Here is a 15119-nt window from a genome sequence, read left to right as displayed (position 1 = left end):
ATTTGTCATACGCATATATTATTCACCTCGCGGATTACTCCGACGGGGTTCTCTACATTCTCGCTGCGCTGCTGCTGATCGCCCTGGCGGTGATGATCGACCGTTCCTGGTCGTTGCGCAGCGCGATTGTGCGTGGCAGCTCGATCATCCATGCCACGGCCGAGCGCGAGACGCTGGGGCAGAAGGACCTCGCCGATCTGCACTTACGCGCCGGCAGCTTGCCGGAAGCCGCGCTGCTGGCCACCGCGCAGCGCCATCTGCACGCGGTTTCCAGCGAGGCGATGGCCAGCCGCCTGGACGAATCGATCATGCTGATCGCGCCCACGATCGATCGCCGCCTATGGGTCCTCGACACGGTGGTCACCCTGGCGCCGCTGCTCGGCCTGTTCGGCACGATCATCGGCATGTTCCACGCCTTTTCCGTGCTGGCCCAGCCCGGCCATGCCCCGGCCGATGTCACTTCCGGCGTCGCTGATGCGTTGGTCGCCACCGCGTTCGGCATTTTCATCGCCATGCTCGGCCTCACCGGCTACAACGCCCTGACCAACCAGGTACGGCTGGTCATGCATCAGCTCGATTCCATGAAGACGCTGATCGTCAACCGCACCGATGCGCCGGCTGCCGCGGCGGCGCCGCGCAGCCCGGCCATGGCGCGCGTCTGAGGCCATGAAAATGCGTTATTTCGAGCATAAGAAAGCACGCATCGAGATCATCCCGATGATCGACGTGATGCTGTTCCTGCTGGTGTTCTTCATCATCGTCACGCTGCAGATGATCCCCGACAAGGGCGTGAACCTGCAGCTGCCGGTTTCCAGCCAGACCCAGGATCTGCCGCATCCGAAGATCACCGTGAATGTGCTGGCCGACGGCACCATCAAGGTCAAGGACCAGGTGATGGATGTGGCGCAGCTGACCGCGATGCTGGCCGCCGACGGCGCGCCGGATAAGACCGAGCTGACCATCGCCACCGACAAGGCGGCGCCATTTCAGCACTTCATGACCGTGATCGATGCCGCCAGGAAGGCGGGCGTGACCGACATCGGCATCGCCGCGCAGCCGCAGGCGGCGAACTGAACGCTTAGGCGCCGGCCTCCGTCTCCGGCACCTGCGGGAAAACGCGGAGAGACCCTCCGCGTTTTTTTGGGGGACGGAAGGTAGTCAATACTACATCGCTGTAATTAAACGGAAAATTTTCGGAGTTCATATTAATGACGATTTGTTAATATCTGCTGCAGTTCGTGTCACAAAACATTCTCCAAAATGAAAGCGAATGTTTTGTCGATTTCAGATAATCGCCTGCAAGTACGCCGAATGATCGTGCCGGCGTCGGGATAAAATTCAGTCTGGGAGACTAATTTACGATGGATCATAACTTCACGTTACGCCGTGTTCTGGGGCGTGCGTCGTCGCACCGGGTGCTTTATCTGGCGATGTCGGGCTTTGGTGTAATGCTTGCTACGACGCCGCTGGCGGCGCCGGCTCAGGCGCAGAGTGTCACGCCGCAGAGCGCGCCGGCGGTTGGCGGCGTGACCGACACGAGCGGGTTCACCGCTCCGTCCAATCTGGATCTCGGCGCGGTGCTCTCCACCGGCACGGGCAACGTCGCCGACCTGGCCACCACCCCCGGCACCGCGCCCTACAACGCGCCCTCGCTCACGCCGCTGAACTCGACGCAGCCGACCTCGGTGGTCAGCCAGCACACGATTCAGAACCTGCTGACCAGCACGTCGAGCTATGCCGACATCGCGCGCCTCACGCCGTCGGTGAGCCTGGTCAGCCCGAACGGCCCGGGCCTCAGCGAAACCGCGCCGACCATTCGCGGTTTCCAGGACGGCCAGTACAACGTCACGATCGATGGCATTCCCATTGGCGACTCCAACGACTTCACGCACCACACCACCTCGTTCTTCACCAATGACGAGATCGGCCAGCTGGTCATCGATCGCGGCCCGGGCACCGCGGAGACGGTCGGTAACGCCACGTTCGGCGGCACCATGTCGATCCGCACGATCGATCCGGCGCCGACGACGACGTTCACCCCGTACGGCTCCTATGGCAGCTACAATACCAACGTCGAAGGGCTGCGCATCGATAGCGGCGCGATCCAAGAGGCCAATGGCGCGTCAGCGGTGTTCAATGTCGAGCGTGACAATTCCGACGGTGCGCTGACCCACACAAATCAGGACCGCGGCAACTTCTTCGGCAAGGTGGTCGTGCCGGTCGGCAACAGCAGCACGCTGACTTTCCTCGCCGACTACAACAATCTTTATCAGAATCCGGTCACCGGCGCGACGCTCTCCGAGATGCAGCAGTTCGGCCGGAACTTCAATCTGAGCAACAACCCGAATTCGCAGAACTTCTTCAAGTTCAACTTCGACAAGATCACGACCGACATGGAATATGTCGACCTTGCCTCGCATCTTGCCGACGGCTGGGAATATGACGGCAAGGTCTACACCTATGCCTATTACCATGCCGACAATAACGGCGACGATGTGAACGATGAAGGGCCGGGGGCGTTGCCGAACGAAGTTGAACTCTCGCCGGGTGGCCCCATCACGGCTGGTGTGCCGGGTGAAACGTTCTTCATGAACTATCGCTCGGTCGGCACGATTCAGCGCCTGCAGAAGGATTTCGCCTGGGGCGACATCAAGACCGGCGTTTGGTTCGACCATCAGGTCAACACGCGCTTCCTCGGCGAAAACGCTCTGTCTAACGGGAATCTGCCGAACTTCGACCCGAATGACGCGAATGGCGGCCTGATCACCAGCACGAATAATAATGGCCAGATCGACCGTCTGCAGCACAACCAGCTTTATACGTTCCAGCCCTACGTGCAGCTCGACTGGCAGCCGATTCAGAATCTGACGCTGACCGGGGGTGTGAAATACGCCTTCTTCCGTCGCCAGCAGGATGCGCTGGTGCAGCAGAAGACCGAACAGCCCTCCGGCACGCAGCATGATTGGGGCATGCCCCTGCCTTCGTTCGAGGCGAAATATAGCTTCTCGCCGAACCTCTCGGCCTATGCCCAGGTCGCGGAAGGCATGCTCGCGCCGAACCTGAACACCTTCTATACAAACAACGTCAATCAGCAGTCGTTCAAGCCGGAAGTCACCTGGAACTACCAAACCGGCGTTGCCTACCAGGACCAGCATTGGGCCTTGGGCGGCGACGTGTACCTGATCCACTTCACCAACAACATCGTGTCGCGGGGCTCGGGCGTCAACACAGCGTTCTTCAATGACGGTGGCGCGATCTATAAGGGTATCGAAGGCGAGGCCACCTATTCGTTCAACAACGGCATCAGCCTGTTCGGCAATGGCGGCTGGAACCTGGCCAACCAGACGGGCACCGGCGATCCGCTCGCCCAGGTACCGCAATTCACCACCAATGCCGGCATCATTTACGACAAGAACGGCTATTACGCTTCGGTCATCGATCAGTGGACCGGTGGCGAGTTCGACAGCAACGGTTCCACCAACGGCGGCGGCGCGCTGGCCAATCCGCGCCACCCCGGTGCCTGGTACGATCCGTACAACCTGGTGAACCTGGCGGTGGGTTATACGTTCAACAACCCTGCGCCGCACATGAAGCAGATCAAGGTGAAGCTGAACGTCGACAACATCACCAACCAGCAGCAGATCATCTTCAGCCCGGGCCAAGTTTCCGACGGCCAGGACCTCTATTTTGTGCTGCCTGGCATCGCGGTTTTCGCCTCGGTGTCGATGCCTATCGGCTTCTGATTGTCGCCGGCGGGGCGGTTGGCGGCGTGCCCGCTCCGCCGGGGATGACAATTTAAAGAAACCGAGAAGGAGTCCGGCGCAAGCCGGACTCCGTTGCGTTACATGAGTTTGCTGTCGAGGTTGGTTTTTATGGCGGAAACAATGCGATCTGATATGTGGATGAACCCGCGGACCGACGGAAGGCGCTTCGCCGCCGCCCTCGGCATCGGCGTGTTGCTGGAGCTGGGCGGACTCGCCTTGCTGCTGCCGGCGATATCGCACAAGGAAACGCCGGCGACGGTTGCGGCGCCGGTGAAAATTTCGATCGTCGCGCCGGCGCCCGCGCCGAAGCCGCCTCCGCCGCCGGTCCCGCAGCCAATGCCCAAGCCGGTGACGCCGCCCCCGCCGCCGAAGCCGGTGACACCCCCGCCGCCGCCTCTGCCGATGGCGCCGCCTTTGCCGCCGCCGCCACCGCATGCCGTCGTGCATCACGTGGTCCGCCATGTCGCCCCGCCGCGGCCACCAACCCCGCGGCCACCGACCCCGCAGCCGCCGCAAGCCACCCCGCCGGTGGCGCAGACCCCACCGCCACCGCCGGCCCCGCCGGCGCCGAGCGGCGGGCAGGTCGACGCGTTCAGTGCCGCGATCAAGCGTGCGCTGCAGGCGCATGCCAACGAGGTCTATCCGCAGGCGGCGCAGATGGCGCGCGAATCCGGCGCGCCGCAGCTCACCTTCACCTATCTCAACGGCATTGTGACCGATATCACGCTGACCGGCTCATCGGGTTATCCGCTGCTCGACGAGGCGGCGCTGAGGGATGCGCGCATCGCCGCCTACCCGCCGCCGCCGCATGGCTTTGAGGGCCGGACCTATCACATCACCGTCACGGTCAATTTCCAGATGGCGGCGCCCGACGTCGACGGCGACTAAGCAAGGAAGGGAAGGCTACTTTTTGTGAACAAAAAGTAGCAAAAAAACTTTGTGACGCGGGGCGGAGGGGCTGAAGGTTCCGGCGGTGCGTAGCACCGTTGGAATAGGCCCGGAGGGCATGGGCGTTGTCAGCGACACAGCCTCAGGCCCAGCGTAACAAAAGTTTTTGCGGCGCTTTTTTCAAAAAGCGCCTGCTTCCTTCTGCCCGATCACGACCGTGCAGGTCATGCCGGCAACGAGTTTGGTGCCGGCGGGCACATGGTCGAGGGCGATGCGCACGGGCACGCGCTGGGCCAGGCGCACCCAGGTGAAAGTGGGGTTCACGTTGGCGAGCAGGGTCGGGCTCGCCGTGCGCTGGCCGTCGGTGATGCCGGCGGCGAAACCCTGCACATGGCCCAGAATTGCCGGGCTGCCATCCATCAGCATGACCCGCGCGGCATCCCCGACATGGATCTGCCGCAATTTCGTTTCCTCGAAATAGCCGTCGACATACAGCGAATCGGCGTCGACCAGCGCCAGGACAGGCGTGCCGGAGGTCACGAAATCGCCCGGCCGCATCGAGAAGTTTGTGATGGTGCCGTTCACGGTGGCGCGCACGGTGGCGCGTTGCAGATTGTAGTTGGCCAGCGCGAGATTGGCTTGCGCCAGTTGATACGCCGCCTGGGACTCCTGCGCGGCGCTGACCACGTGGTCGCGGTCTTCGGAAGACACGGCGTTGGCCGACAGGCTGCCATAGCGGCTCGCGGTGCGCTGCGCATCCTGCATCACCGCCTTGGTGCGGGTAACGTCGGCCTCGGCCTGGAGGATCGCGAGCAGGAACCGCGTCGGGTCGACCTGGAAGAGCGGTTCGCCGGTTTTCACCAGCTCGTTGTCATGCACGAACACTCGCGTCACCGGGCCGGACACGTCGGGCGCGAGCTGGACCGTGTCGGCGCGGACCGCGCCGTCGCGGGTCCAGGGATCGTCCATGTAATAGACCCAGAGCTGCCAGGCCACGACGGCCGCGACGGCGACGAGCAAGGCAGTGACCAGGAGACGGAGGCTGAGAGATGCGGCTTTCATGGGGTCCTGTGTCAAAAGAGGCGCGGAGCGGCATAGCTCACCGCGCCGGTCAGGATGATGAGAAGGGCAAGGTCGAAGAGCGGCCGGTGCCAGACATAGCGGTACAGGCCCAACCGGTGGAGCGCCGCACGCAAGGCCGTGGAGAGCAGCAGGGCGATTCCCAGCCAGACCAGCAAGGGCGGCAGGAACACGCCGAAGAGATCGATTTCGCCGATCATGCGAGCAGCTCCATGTTTGGCGCGGCGCGCCAGCTCTCGACCTGCGGGGGCGGCGCGCCGGTGAACAGCACGATGCGTAGACCTGAAAGCAGCATCAGCGCCTCGCCGTAACGGCCGGCGTCGAAGGCGAGGCTGCGCATCGCCGCGTCGATGGCGGTAAGCACCGCCTGCGGCGGCGGCTGACGCGGGTTCCGGGCGTAAAAGGCGGCGATGCCCGACAGCGCCTCGTCGGTGCGACGCTGGGCCGCCGGCGGGAGCGTGTCGAAGAGATTTTGCAGCTCGATCATGTTGAGTCCGGCGCGCAGGTCGCGCAGCAGGGCCGCGGCCGCCTCATCGGCGCCGCTCGAGACAGCGGCCAGGCGCGGCATCATCTGTCCCAGGCGCTGCACGATCGCCCCGGTCAGTACCGCGCGATCTGAGGCGCCCTTGGTCTGGGCCACGGTGGCGATGTCGCGCCAGGCCGCGCGCTGCAGGCGGCTGGCGCTCCAGGCCCCGCCCACAGACCGGATCAGCCGGGTGACCACCAGCCCCGTCGCCACGCCGCCGATGATCGCCAGGTCGCCATTCGCATAACCGGCGAAATCACCGGTATAGCCATTGTTCAGCGCCAGGATGGTAGGCCCGAACGCGCCCATGTTCATGCCGACGATGAAGGTCGCCGGGCGTGACACCAGCACGCCGATGACCAAGGCAGCCGGCAGTAACACCAGGCATAAAGCGGCGAAGGTTTCGACCCGCGGCAGAATGACGAACAGATACAGGCCGTTGACGACGCTGATCACCAGCAGGTCGCGCAGCATGCTGGCCAGGGCCGGGGCCGGGTCGTCCAGCCCGGCGAAAAACGAGCAGGCGATGGCGACGAGCAGTGCCGCCGTGCCGCCGGCGGGCCAGGAGGTCCCGATCCAGAACAGGCAGGTGAGCAGGGTGGCGAGGAAGGCGGCGAAGGCGGAGAGCAGGGCCATGCCGTGATCGCGCAGCAGCGCGGCGTTGGCGAGATAGTCCGCGTTCCGCAGCGGCTCATCGGGAGCCGGGTCGCCGTCGACAATGTGCCGGCGGATGATCCGCGCCTGATGGAACAGGCTTGTCAGCTCCTCCAGCCGGCGCGCCAGGCCGGCGCGCAGCAGGCCGCTCCAGGAGGCGGCGTCCGTTTCCAGCGCGCGGATCTGGGCGCGCAAGGCAACGTCGCTCTCCGGCCCGCCGACCTGGACCCAATCGCGCACCCCATCCAGCGTTTGTTGCAGCGCCGGTGTCATGCCATCCCGCCGGTGCAATTCGGCGACGCGGTCATTGATGGCGCTCAGCACCGGCATCAGGCTGAGCACGTAGATGCGCAGATGCACGATATAGCGGACGGCGTTTTGCAGATGCGAGGTATCGTAGGCGAGATGCGTGGTCATCATCGCCACATCGGTCGCCTCCACCGCCAGATGCCGCCGTGCGGCGCCGATATCGGCCTCGGCTTCCCGGCCGCCGAGGGCGGCGGTCGTCCAGTCGATGGCCGGCTTCATCCAGGCAGCGATGCGCCGCGCCAGAACCGGGCCGATGGCGCGCGGAAACACCACGGTGCCGACCATTGTGGTGCAGACGATGCCGAGGGTGATTTCCTCCACGCGGGTGAGCGCGGTCTGGAAGATGAGCTGCGGCGAATCGACGCTGGGAAAGCCGATAATCGCCGCGGTGTAGCCGGCGAGCATGAAGCCGTAGGCGCGCGGGGTGCGGTCGAGCAGGGAGATATACAAACAGAGGCCGACCCAGAGGGAGAGGGCGAGGCTGAGCAGCAGCGGCGCGCCGACCAGGTTTGGCACCAGCGCCACGGCGGCGGCGCCGCCGGTGAGCGTCCCGAAGAAACGGTAGATGGCCTTCGAGCGCATCGGCCCGGTGAACGGGTTGGCGACGATGTAGGCGGTCGCCATCGCCCAATACGGATTGCTCAGTCCGAGCCAGAAGGCCACGTACAAAGCCGCCATGGCCCCGAGGAATGTTTTTAGCGCGAACGTGATTTCATCGGGTTTCGGCATTGGCGCCAGGGCAACGGAAATGGACAGAGGAAGCTACCCATTTAGCCCATCCCGGCTCGACGGAGATGTCGCGTAAGAACAAGGGACGGTTGCACTTGCATGCCTTGTCATCGGCCATGATGGGCCTGGATGAAGGCTGGCATCTGGACATGGTAGGCTCCGCCGGTCCGGCGCGCGTTGTTTGGCGCCGGGGGACCGCCTTAAAAAGGGCCCGGCGCGGCGGCGAGCGGTTCCGCCGGGCCGCTGGGGGCGAACGCGTCGGGAGAGTTCGTTTTGGGGGCGGGGGGGATCGGCGGGATGGCCGTCGGGGTGGCTGCGGGTTTCGCGGCCGTCTGGGCGCCGACGCAGACCTTTTGCAGCGTCTGCATATCCTGCGTTTCCTCGATGGCTTCCTGCGCCATCGCGGAAGCTTCGCTGGAAGCCTTGTTCCGCGCCGCCTGGGCAACGGCACTGTCGTGCCGGGCCTGGATGCGTTTGCCGGCCTGCAGCCCTTCCTGATAGCCGCGTGTCTCCGCCGCCCTCAGCGCGGCGGGAGACGGCGGTGCGGCTTCCGGGTGCGGTGGGGTGAGGGATTGCTCGTAATGGCTCAGCGTCGCGCAGCCGGACAGACCGGTGGTGATTGCCAAGGCGATGAACAAGGGAAAATTCCCCGGCGCCCGCCAGCTGAGGATTTTCGCGAAGGAGCCCATAGTCATTAACCGTTCCTAATCCACTGGCGTGATTTCGTCATCACCCAAACCTGAATATTAGCAACTCATGGTTGATAAATTGGCCTGCCAACATAGGTGGGCCGGTTATGCCGGTCGTCATGGAATGCATAACAGGTTGCATTTATTGCGTATTTTTACCAGATCACGGGCGCGATGGATTTGCGCCGGAAATCCCCGGGCGCGGCCCGGTTTCAGGCGAATTTTTGGGGTCGGGTTGGCCATGCAGGATGCGGTTGTCCCGATCGTGTGCCGCGATACGGGGGCGAGACATTTGATCTAGATCAAGTCGAGGCATCTGAAGACAAGGCAAGCAGAGCGTTTAGGTGTCGTGGGCAAGAAAGATTGAATATGAGTGATTTAGTGGGAAATCTTTTGGAGGTTTGCAACGGCGCGCGCCGCGCCGGCTGGGATTTTCCACGGATCTGGAAAGAGATCCTGCAACGCCATCCGCTGGTAACCGGCGATTCGGTGCAGCGAATTGGCGAGGCGGGGCCCTATCTGGAGATTCCACTTTTTGCCGGCCAGGTCATGGTGTTCGACGCCAAAGGATTCACGATAAAATAACATTTTAGAGAGCCGGCTGGGGCCGCAGGCTGTTTCGCCCAGGCGGGGGCGCCGGCGGCGCCGATATCTTGCCCCTTCGCCGGGTGCGTCTACATAAGCGGCGATCGGTAATTTCGGAGTTGTTTATGAATCTCAAAGAGAAGCGGGTCGTCGTTCTCGGCGGCACGTCGGGTCTCGGTTTCGCCACGGCGAAAGCGGCGGCCCGTGAGGGCGCCAGCGTGGTCGTGGTTTCGGCCAAGCCGGAGCGTGTCGCGAAGGCCCTGGCGGCCCTGCCGGCCGGCACGGAAGGGCATGTCGTCGACCTTACCGATGAGGGCCAGATTGCCGCTTTGTTCAAAAAAATCGGCGCCTTCGATCATCTGGTCTACACGGCCGGCGACTGGCTGTTGCTGGGCGATTTTTCCGCCCTCGACATCGATGCGGCCCGCCGCTCTTTCGACGTGCGGTATTGGGGGGCGGTGATGGCGGCGAAATACGGCGCGCCGCAGATCCGGCAAGGCGGTTCGATCGTGCTCACCACCGGCATCGCTTCGGCACGGCCGTTCAAAGGGTGGGTTGCGCCCGCCAGCCTGCTGGGGGCGATGGAAGCGCTGACCCGTGCGCTGGCCGTCGAGCTGGCGCCGATCCGGGTGAACATCGTCTCCCCCGGCGTCGTCAAAACCGAAATGTGGGACGCATTGCCGGAAGCCGACCGCGAGGGCCTGTACCGGGATGTCGGCGCGAAGCTGCTGGTCGGCCGGGTCGGCGAGGCCGATGAGGTGGCGGAGACATACCTGTACCTGATGCGCCAGACCTTCAGCACCGGCCAGGTGGTCACGGTCGATGGCGGCGGCGTGCTGGTGTAAGGAAGTGGCCGCTTTTTTGAAAAAAAGCGGCGCAAAAAACTTTTGTTATGCTGGGCCGGAGGCGGTGAAACCGCACGGGCCCAGATTAACAAAGTTTTTTTGCTACTTTTTGTTCACAAAAAGTAGCCTTTCCCTTGCTCGCCCGCAGAAAAAAGCTGCACAGCACGCACATCGGCGGCGGCGAGAAGGACGGCGCGGTGCTGACGGAGGTGAACGTGGTGCGCAGCATGACGGTGCTGGGCCCCTGGAACGGCATGGCGCAAACCTACATTGTGCCGGCTCCGGTCGGGGCGCATTTCGCGGTATTGGTGCAGCGGGACGATGGAAGCATCGAAGGGGCGGCATCGGACTGAGCCTGGACGGTCCGGCCGGAACGGCGCGCCCCGAATCCAATCCCCGGATGCCGGGACGCTTTAATGCACGAGCTTCGGCAGCATTTCGTTCTGGATGATCACGGCCGCCGCCAGGGCTTCCGAAGTGGCGAGGCCCAGCTGCCGTCCGTCCGCCGCATGAATGGCGAACGCCGGACCGGTTTGGGTCATGACCGGTCTCACATAGGCAACCTTGTCCATTCCCAAACACTCCAGCTCTTCAGAAGAGATGTGGCGAACATTGATGACGGGCTCACAGACGGTATCGCGTGTATCGTCTTGGATTTCCATGTCCATTAAGCAATTCCTTTTCTTAAGTCGGGAAGAACGATCATGTTGGTAAACTAAACAACCTGTTGCCATCCGCGCGATGACGTCACGTCACCGGATGCGCTTCCGGTCAGCTTCATAGGTCATGGGCGGCTGAGGCAGGTGACGCCTTGCAAAATCGATGATTGCGGCGCTCCGACGGTGATCTTGTGCCGGACGCGGCGAGGGATCGTGGCAAACCGAGCTGCCGAGATTCGCCTGGCCGGCGATGCAGGCGGCGAACATGCCGAACGCCGCGATCATTTTCACATCGATGTCCACCAGCACCGGCTGCAGCCAGCCATAGGGCCATGTCGGCAGCATGCATGGAAGACTAACGGAACGACTCTCAGGCTCATGGTGTTCGCTATGTCGGCGACGCCATGCCTGAAGGGAGACGATTTCGGCGCTCATGACGCCACCCGCGATCCGCATTGCCTTGGCAGCGTCGCCGAGATCCCGGCGGCCAGGCTCGCCTCAGGCACCTGCTCAAGCACGATAACAGCCATCGCTTCTATCAACCCTTTCTCTGTATCCGCCTTCACCGCCGGAGCACCTCAGCAGGGCACTGACCGCTCATCGGAATGAACGCATTTTTATTCGGGAAAATGGTCGCAAAGCCCGCGCCCCGATATTTCCAATTGACCACGACGCGCGACGCTGATGCACAGGCCGCCAACTCACCGCTCCCTTGTCAAAACTTCGATAGCCACGTGCTTCGCTATCACCGAGCGGAGAAGGACCGGGTAAAACCAATGGATTTTCCGAGTCCTTTGGCGCTTCAACCATTTTCTTGTGGATCCCACCTACCACCGGGCGACCGCGAATGCTCTTAGGCACATGGAGGATTCGCGCTCATCTGTGTCGACGTTTCTGAACGTCCATCGTGATGAGCTTGATCGGGAAAGGTACGCGTCTAATCCTTTGGTTGATGTTGCCTACAACCTGCCGGCAGATTGGCGGCTACCTGACGCGGTATGCGGCGGCGGCGAAGGCGGCTGGCCCTTCGCGAAAAATGGCGCGAGAGCCTGCATCCGCGGCGGTGGCGTGAAGGCCGGCGTTCAGGAACAATGGGCGCCGCGCACGGTGAAGTTGAACACCCTTCCGTCCCGCAGCAAAAAAATCAATTCACAGGGATAATCACTGACAATCCGCGGGTAGAGCCCGCTCTCGAAGATCGAGGGAAAGAACCAGCCATAGGCGCCGCCATTGTCGACGGCGAGGCTCTGCCAGTTATAGGCGAGATAGCGCACGCCTTTCACGTTGGCCTCCTTGTTCGGCACGCCGAATTGCTGCACCAATGTCAGTTCGCTCGCGCCGATATAGGGGGCGAGGCGGGTTTGCAGGGTCGGCGTGGTGGCGCATCCGGCCAATGCCAGGAAAGACAAGGCAACAGGAAAATTGCGACGCATGAAACGCCTCATCAACTGGTGAGTGACTATCCATTCGCCTGAAACAACCAAATGGTGTACTTCATGAATATGTTTGTGCCGGGTATGTTCGCCACGAGACGCCAATCACGTCTCACGCGGGCTTGAAACCGCATGGCCATGGAATATGTACCACATACTGTAATGGTCTTGTAATTATTTTTAAGGATTTTCAGTTGGTTATGCGGCGGTTGCGGCGGCGCTGCACACGCCTGCGTGCGCGCTAAACGGTGGTTTCGCGCGTCTGCGCCGCCTTGACCTCGCCGCCCGGGCCGCGCTTGCGCGACATGCCAAGCCCCTGGCGGTCCTCTTCCAGCGCGCTCGCTTTGTCCTCGGCGTCGAAGCCGGTGCGGCCGATACTGAGGTCCAAATGCGCGATGTAATGCAACACGGCATCGCGGCGTTCGGCTCTCACAGTCTCCGCGAGGCCCACCAGAACCGCACGCAACCGGCGCACGACCTGTACCGAATTCGCGCCATATTGCCGGATCTCATCGAAGGACAATGACAGATAGTCCTGCCAGGTCGGCACCGGGACCACGAGCCGCGTCATGCCGCGCGCATCCATGACCTCACCGGCCTCGAGCTGGCATCGCCCCAGGCGTCGCAGCAGATCCTCGATCTGGTCCAGGGCCTGAACGGCGGTGGTGGGATCATTGACCGCCGGGGACAGCGCCCGAATGGCAATGTCGACCAGCAGGCGAATCGCATATCGCGGGTCCTGCTCATAGGTGCGCGTGGTTCTCAAACGGATGCACCGCATCAAGGAGGTTTCCGGCAATCGATGCGGTGCGTGATAAACGTTCAAGAGGGTGGTGCCCACCACCAGCGTCTCGCCGACGCCGCACTCGAGCACCAATATAGCGTCCGCCGCTGCCGCCAGACGCACCAGAGCGGCGATCTCGAGTTTCGCGATTACCAGAGGTTCGTCGAGATATACCAGGGTTTGCACCGGCGGCCCGAACTCTGCCGGCACGATGCGCGTTCGCTGCCGCGCCTCGCCGGTATAGGCGGGCATGTTGCCGAACATCTCGTCAATCACCGCCCGGCCGCGGTCGCCGATCGTGCGCAGCACGGCATTGATCTGCAGCGTGTTCACGCTCTGGATCATCCGGGCGAACAGCACCATGCTGACGACCAGCAAAAGCATGACGAGAACGGCAGAAAATGCAGGAACGTTTCCCGAGCCGTTGCGGTCGGTCCAGACCAGTGCCGCGAGAGAATAGATGAAGGTGCAGAAGAAAATTCCCAGCGTGTGGAAGATTTTGGAATCTTGAGTAAACACCAGAACCAGCCGTGGCGAGTAGGCCAGCGCACTGAACTGCACCACCACGAAAGCGATCGCGAACACGATGCCGGTCAGCGCCATCATCCCCGAGCTGACCGCAGAGAAGAATGCAATGGCCGTGTTTACCGAGACCTCGTGCATATAGCGGCCGAAATAAGCTTGCTCCAGCCGCGGCAGCACAAAGCTGACGATCAGGCCGGCCACAATGTAGACCATCGGGATCTGCCATTGCGCAAGCCGCTGCCATGAAACCTGACGGATCTTCATGTTCGCCGCATCCAAGGCGGTGTGGGGCCGTCAATAAATCTCGGTGATTTTTGACTCTTCCACGCCCGCCCCCCGTGGCGGCGGCCAGCATCAGAAAGCGCTGGCACACCGGTGGTTTTTTTGAATTTCATTTGCACGGTGGAGCGGGCCCCCTATGAAAGGTTTAGGCCGCCAGCTTGATTTCGTGCTTGGTTTCGATGGCATGCCTGATCAGGCGGCGCGTCCGCTCGACGAAGGCGAGCTTGTCCGCGAGGCAACTCTCGAGCAGCACGCCGACGCCGAGATGCCCGGACACGTCGGCCATGGCGATCAGCGCCACATATTCGGCGATGCGCAGATGGATCAAATGATTGGCCTTGACCAGGATAAAGAGCGCCTTGGCCGCAGGGGCCTGGATCTCACCGAGCTCGCGGCGGAAATCTTCGAGAAAAGCGTCATGCAGCCGGTCGTTCGCGGGAGAGGGTTTCTCGCCGATCAGTTCGAAGCACCGGTCCAGGGAACTGAGAGTTTGATCCTGAAGAAACGCACGCGACTGCAACGCCTCCTTGATGTTGGGGTCCTGCGCCAACCCACTCAATTCCTGATATATTTTCGTGGTCTTTTCGGTGCGCTGCCGGACGTCGCTCAACATTCTTATGAATAGTTCCTTGGCGTTATTCACGGGCATCGGACATCTCCTTGTAATTGTTGTGTCTCAACAGGGGCGCTCGAAAGACGGGCGGATCCGGGGGGTTGCGACACCCCCGGATGGATGATGTTGAGAAGGCGGACCATAGACGAACCGCTTTCCCGGCTGAATTGATCTCGATCAATCGCGGTAAGATGCCGGACAATCCAGTCGGATTTGTCATGAATTCTTTAATTGCCTTCGGCGGCTCACCGGGCGCGAACGTTTTTCGCTTGCCCGGTGACGGCGGTGCCATTTATCACCGCGGGTGCTGGCGTGCCCGGCCCGGCGATCGACCGGTCAGCCGACCCAGCGCACGGCCGACCGGTTGCGTGGCACCGGAGGCGCCGCTTCCTTGGGATGGCCGGCGATGATCGGCGCCACCGGCATGCAGTCGGGCAGGCCGAGCAGGTTCTTGCCCTCCGCCCTGGCGCGGAAGCGCCGTGGCCCGCTGACCCGCTCCACGCTGGAGGTGCTACAGCTTTCCCGGCAGCTTATCACGCAATCTCCAGAGGCGAAGTGGGTTGTCGTCGCGAAGTGCCGGCGGCAAAAGTTCGGGTGGAAAATTTTGATAGCTAACGGGACGCAGAAAGCGGTTGATTGCCGTGCTACCGACCGATGTAAAGCGGGGGTCGGATGTCGCCGGAAAGGGACCGCCATGGATTTGCGCATCCGATATCTCCACGATATTCGAGAAACCGTTGGCTACGATTCTGCC

General features: G+C 62.5%; 17 protein-coding genes and 1 pseudogene. 7 read left to right on the top strand and 11 right to left on the bottom strand.

The genetic code is table 11. The features are described 5' to 3' along the window. Positions 1-2 precede the first annotated feature (2 nt). The 4 genes from VNC39_RS14815 to VNC39_RS14800 all read left to right on the top strand — a co-directional run bounded on the left by VNC39_RS14815 (position 3) and on the right by VNC39_RS14800 (position 4652). Positions 3-662 carry a MotA/TolQ/ExbB proton channel family protein gene (locus VNC39_RS14815; protein ID WP_325400422.1) on the top strand — a complete coding sequence of 220 codons (660 nt, stop codon included), beginning with the start codon at positions 3-5 and terminating at the stop codon, positions 660-662. Positions 663-666: 4 nt separating this feature from the next. Next, positions 667-1074: an ExbD/TolR family protein gene (locus VNC39_RS14810; RefSeq protein WP_325400421.1), complete on the top strand. Its 408-nt coding sequence runs from the start codon at positions 667-669 to the stop codon at positions 1072-1074. Positions 1075-1361: 287 nt separating this feature from the next. Continuing rightward, positions 1362-3743: a TonB-dependent receptor gene (locus VNC39_RS14805; RefSeq protein ID WP_325400420.1), complete on the top strand. Its 2382-nt coding sequence runs from the start codon at positions 1362-1364 to the stop codon at positions 3741-3743. Positions 3744-3884: 141 nt separating this feature from the next. Further along, on the top strand, positions 3885-4652 hold the full coding sequence (locus tag VNC39_RS14800; protein ID WP_325400419.1) for an energy transducer TonB: 768 nt from the start codon (positions 3885-3887) through the stop codon (positions 4650-4652). A gap of 180 nt (positions 4653-4832) precedes the next feature. On the opposite strand, the gene VNC39_RS14795 is transcribed toward VNC39_RS14800, so the two are convergent. The 4 genes from VNC39_RS14795 to VNC39_RS14780 all read right to left on the bottom strand — a co-directional run bounded on the left by VNC39_RS14795 (position 4833) and on the right by VNC39_RS14780 (position 8645). After that, positions 4833-5714: an HlyD family secretion protein gene (locus VNC39_RS14795; protein ID WP_325400418.1), complete on the bottom strand. Its 882-nt coding sequence runs from the start codon at positions 5712-5714 to the stop codon at positions 4833-4835. 11 nt (positions 5715-5725) lie between these two features. After that, positions 5726-5932, bottom strand: a complete 207-nt coding sequence (locus VNC39_RS14790) for a DUF1656 domain-containing protein (protein ID WP_325400417.1) — start codon at positions 5930-5932, stop codon at positions 5726-5728. Continuing rightward, positions 5929-7950: an FUSC family protein gene (locus VNC39_RS14785; RefSeq protein WP_325400416.1), complete on the bottom strand. Its 2022-nt coding sequence runs from the start codon at positions 7948-7950 to the stop codon at positions 5929-5931. The genes VNC39_RS14790 and VNC39_RS14785 overlap by 4 nt, the downstream gene beginning before the upstream one ends. Positions 7951-8150: 200 nt before the next feature. Then, positions 8151-8645 (bottom strand): hypothetical protein, encoded by a 495-nt coding sequence (locus tag VNC39_RS14780; protein ID WP_325400415.1) that lies wholly within the window; start codon positions 8643-8645, stop codon positions 8151-8153. Positions 8646-9002: 357 nt separating this feature from the next. On the opposite strand from VNC39_RS14780, the gene VNC39_RS14775 reads away from it, so the two are divergent. The 3 genes from VNC39_RS14775 (at position 9003) to VNC39_RS14765 (ending at position 10422) form a co-directional block, all read left to right on the top strand. Next, positions 9003-9224 carry a hypothetical protein gene (locus VNC39_RS14775; protein WP_325400414.1) on the top strand — a complete coding sequence of 74 codons (222 nt, stop codon included), beginning with the start codon at positions 9003-9005 and terminating at the stop codon, positions 9222-9224. 125 nt (positions 9225-9349) lie between these two features. Continuing rightward, complete coding sequence (locus tag VNC39_RS14770; RefSeq protein WP_325400413.1) at positions 9350-10069, top strand: SDR family oxidoreductase; 720 nt, start codon at positions 9350-9352, stop codon at positions 10067-10069. Between the two features lie 134 nt (positions 10070-10203). Beyond that, complete coding sequence (locus VNC39_RS14765; protein WP_325400412.1) at positions 10204-10422, top strand: hypothetical protein; 219 nt, start codon at positions 10204-10206, stop codon at positions 10420-10422. A gap of 60 nt (positions 10423-10482) precedes the next feature. Here the strand turns inward: VNC39_RS14765 and VNC39_RS14760 are convergent, their stop codons facing one another. The 7 genes and pseudogenes from VNC39_RS14760 to VNC39_RS14730 all read right to left on the bottom strand — a co-directional run. Then, positions 10483-10737 (bottom strand): DUF1150 domain-containing protein, encoded by a 255-nt coding sequence (locus VNC39_RS14760; RefSeq protein WP_325400411.1) that lies wholly within the window; start codon positions 10735-10737, stop codon positions 10483-10485. 84 nt (positions 10738-10821) lie between these two features. Next, positions 10822-11073: a hypothetical protein gene (locus VNC39_RS14755; RefSeq protein ID WP_325400410.1), complete on the bottom strand. Its 252-nt coding sequence runs from the start codon at positions 11071-11073 to the stop codon at positions 10822-10824. A gap of 737 nt (positions 11074-11810) precedes the next feature. After that, positions 11811-12161, bottom strand: a complete 351-nt coding sequence (locus VNC39_RS14750) for a hypothetical protein (RefSeq protein ID WP_325400409.1) — start codon at positions 12159-12161, stop codon at positions 11811-11813. A 241-nt stretch (positions 12162-12402) separates the two neighbouring features. Continuing rightward, entirely contained in the window at positions 12403-13734 is a 1332-nt protein-coding gene (locus VNC39_RS14745; protein WP_325400408.1) for a DUF2254 domain-containing protein, read from the bottom strand. A gap of 163 nt (positions 13735-13897) precedes the next feature. After that, entirely contained in the window at positions 13898-14401 is a 504-nt protein-coding gene (locus VNC39_RS14740; protein WP_325400407.1) for a DUF892 family protein, read from the bottom strand. A 300-nt stretch (positions 14402-14701) separates the two neighbouring features. Continuing rightward, on the bottom strand, positions 14702-14866 hold the full coding sequence (locus VNC39_RS14735; protein WP_325400406.1) for a hypothetical protein: 165 nt from the start codon (positions 14864-14866) through the stop codon (positions 14702-14704). A 10-nt stretch (positions 14867-14876) separates the two neighbouring features. Continuing rightward, positions 14877-15119 (bottom strand): annotated as a pseudogene (locus VNC39_RS14730) (aldehyde dehydrogenase (NADP(+))); the annotation flags it as partial.

This window comes from Acidocella sp. (assembly GCF_035535915.1).
Taxonomy (GTDB): Bacteria; Pseudomonadota; Alphaproteobacteria; order Acetobacterales; family Acetobacteraceae; genus Acidocella.
This window is presented reverse-complemented; position numbering and strand designations above follow the sequence as displayed.

Bases quoted from the DNA above. Each gene is read 5' to 3' on its own strand.
- VNC39_RS14810 (WP_325400421.1), top strand. From the start codon at position 667: ATGAAAATGCGTTATTTCGAGCATAAGAAAGCACGCATCGAGATCATC.
- VNC39_RS14805 (WP_325400420.1), top strand. From the start codon at position 1,362: ATGGATCATAACTTCACGTTACGCCGTGTTCTGGGGCGTGCGTCGTCG.
- VNC39_RS14800 (WP_325400419.1), top strand. From the start codon at position 3,885: ATGCGATCTGATATGTGGATGAACCCGCGGACCGACGGAAGGCGCTTC.
- VNC39_RS14795 (WP_325400418.1), bottom strand. From the start codon at position 5,714: ATGAAAGCCGCATCTCTCAGCCTCCGTCTCCTGGTCACTGCCTTGCTC.
- VNC39_RS14790 (WP_325400417.1), bottom strand. From the start codon at position 5,932: ATGATCGGCGAAATCGATCTCTTCGGCGTGTTCCTGCCGCCCTTGCTG.
- VNC39_RS14785 (WP_325400416.1), bottom strand. From the start codon at position 7,950: ATGCCGAAACCCGATGAAATCACGTTCGCGCTAAAAACATTCCTCGGG.
- VNC39_RS14780 (WP_325400415.1), bottom strand. From the start codon at position 8,645: ATGACTATGGGCTCCTTCGCGAAAATCCTCAGCTGGCGGGCGCCGGGG.
- VNC39_RS14770 (WP_325400413.1), top strand. From the start codon at position 9,350: ATGAATCTCAAAGAGAAGCGGGTCGTCGTTCTCGGCGGCACGTCGGGT.
- VNC39_RS14760 (WP_325400411.1), bottom strand. From the start codon at position 10,737: ATGGACATGGAAATCCAAGACGATACACGCGATACCGTCTGTGAGCCC.
- VNC39_RS14755 (WP_325400410.1), bottom strand. From the start codon at position 11,073: ATGCTGCCGACATGGCCCTATGGCTGGCTGCAGCCGGTGCTGGTGGAC.
- VNC39_RS14750 (WP_325400409.1), bottom strand. From the start codon at position 12,161: ATGCGTCGCAATTTTCCTGTTGCCTTGTCTTTCCTGGCATTGGCCGGA.
- VNC39_RS14745 (WP_325400408.1), bottom strand. From the start codon at position 13,734: ATGAAGATCCGTCAGGTTTCATGGCAGCGGCTTGCGCAATGGCAGATC.
- VNC39_RS14740 (WP_325400407.1), bottom strand. From the start codon at position 14,401: ATGCCCGTGAATAACGCCAAGGAACTATTCATAAGAATGTTGAGCGAC.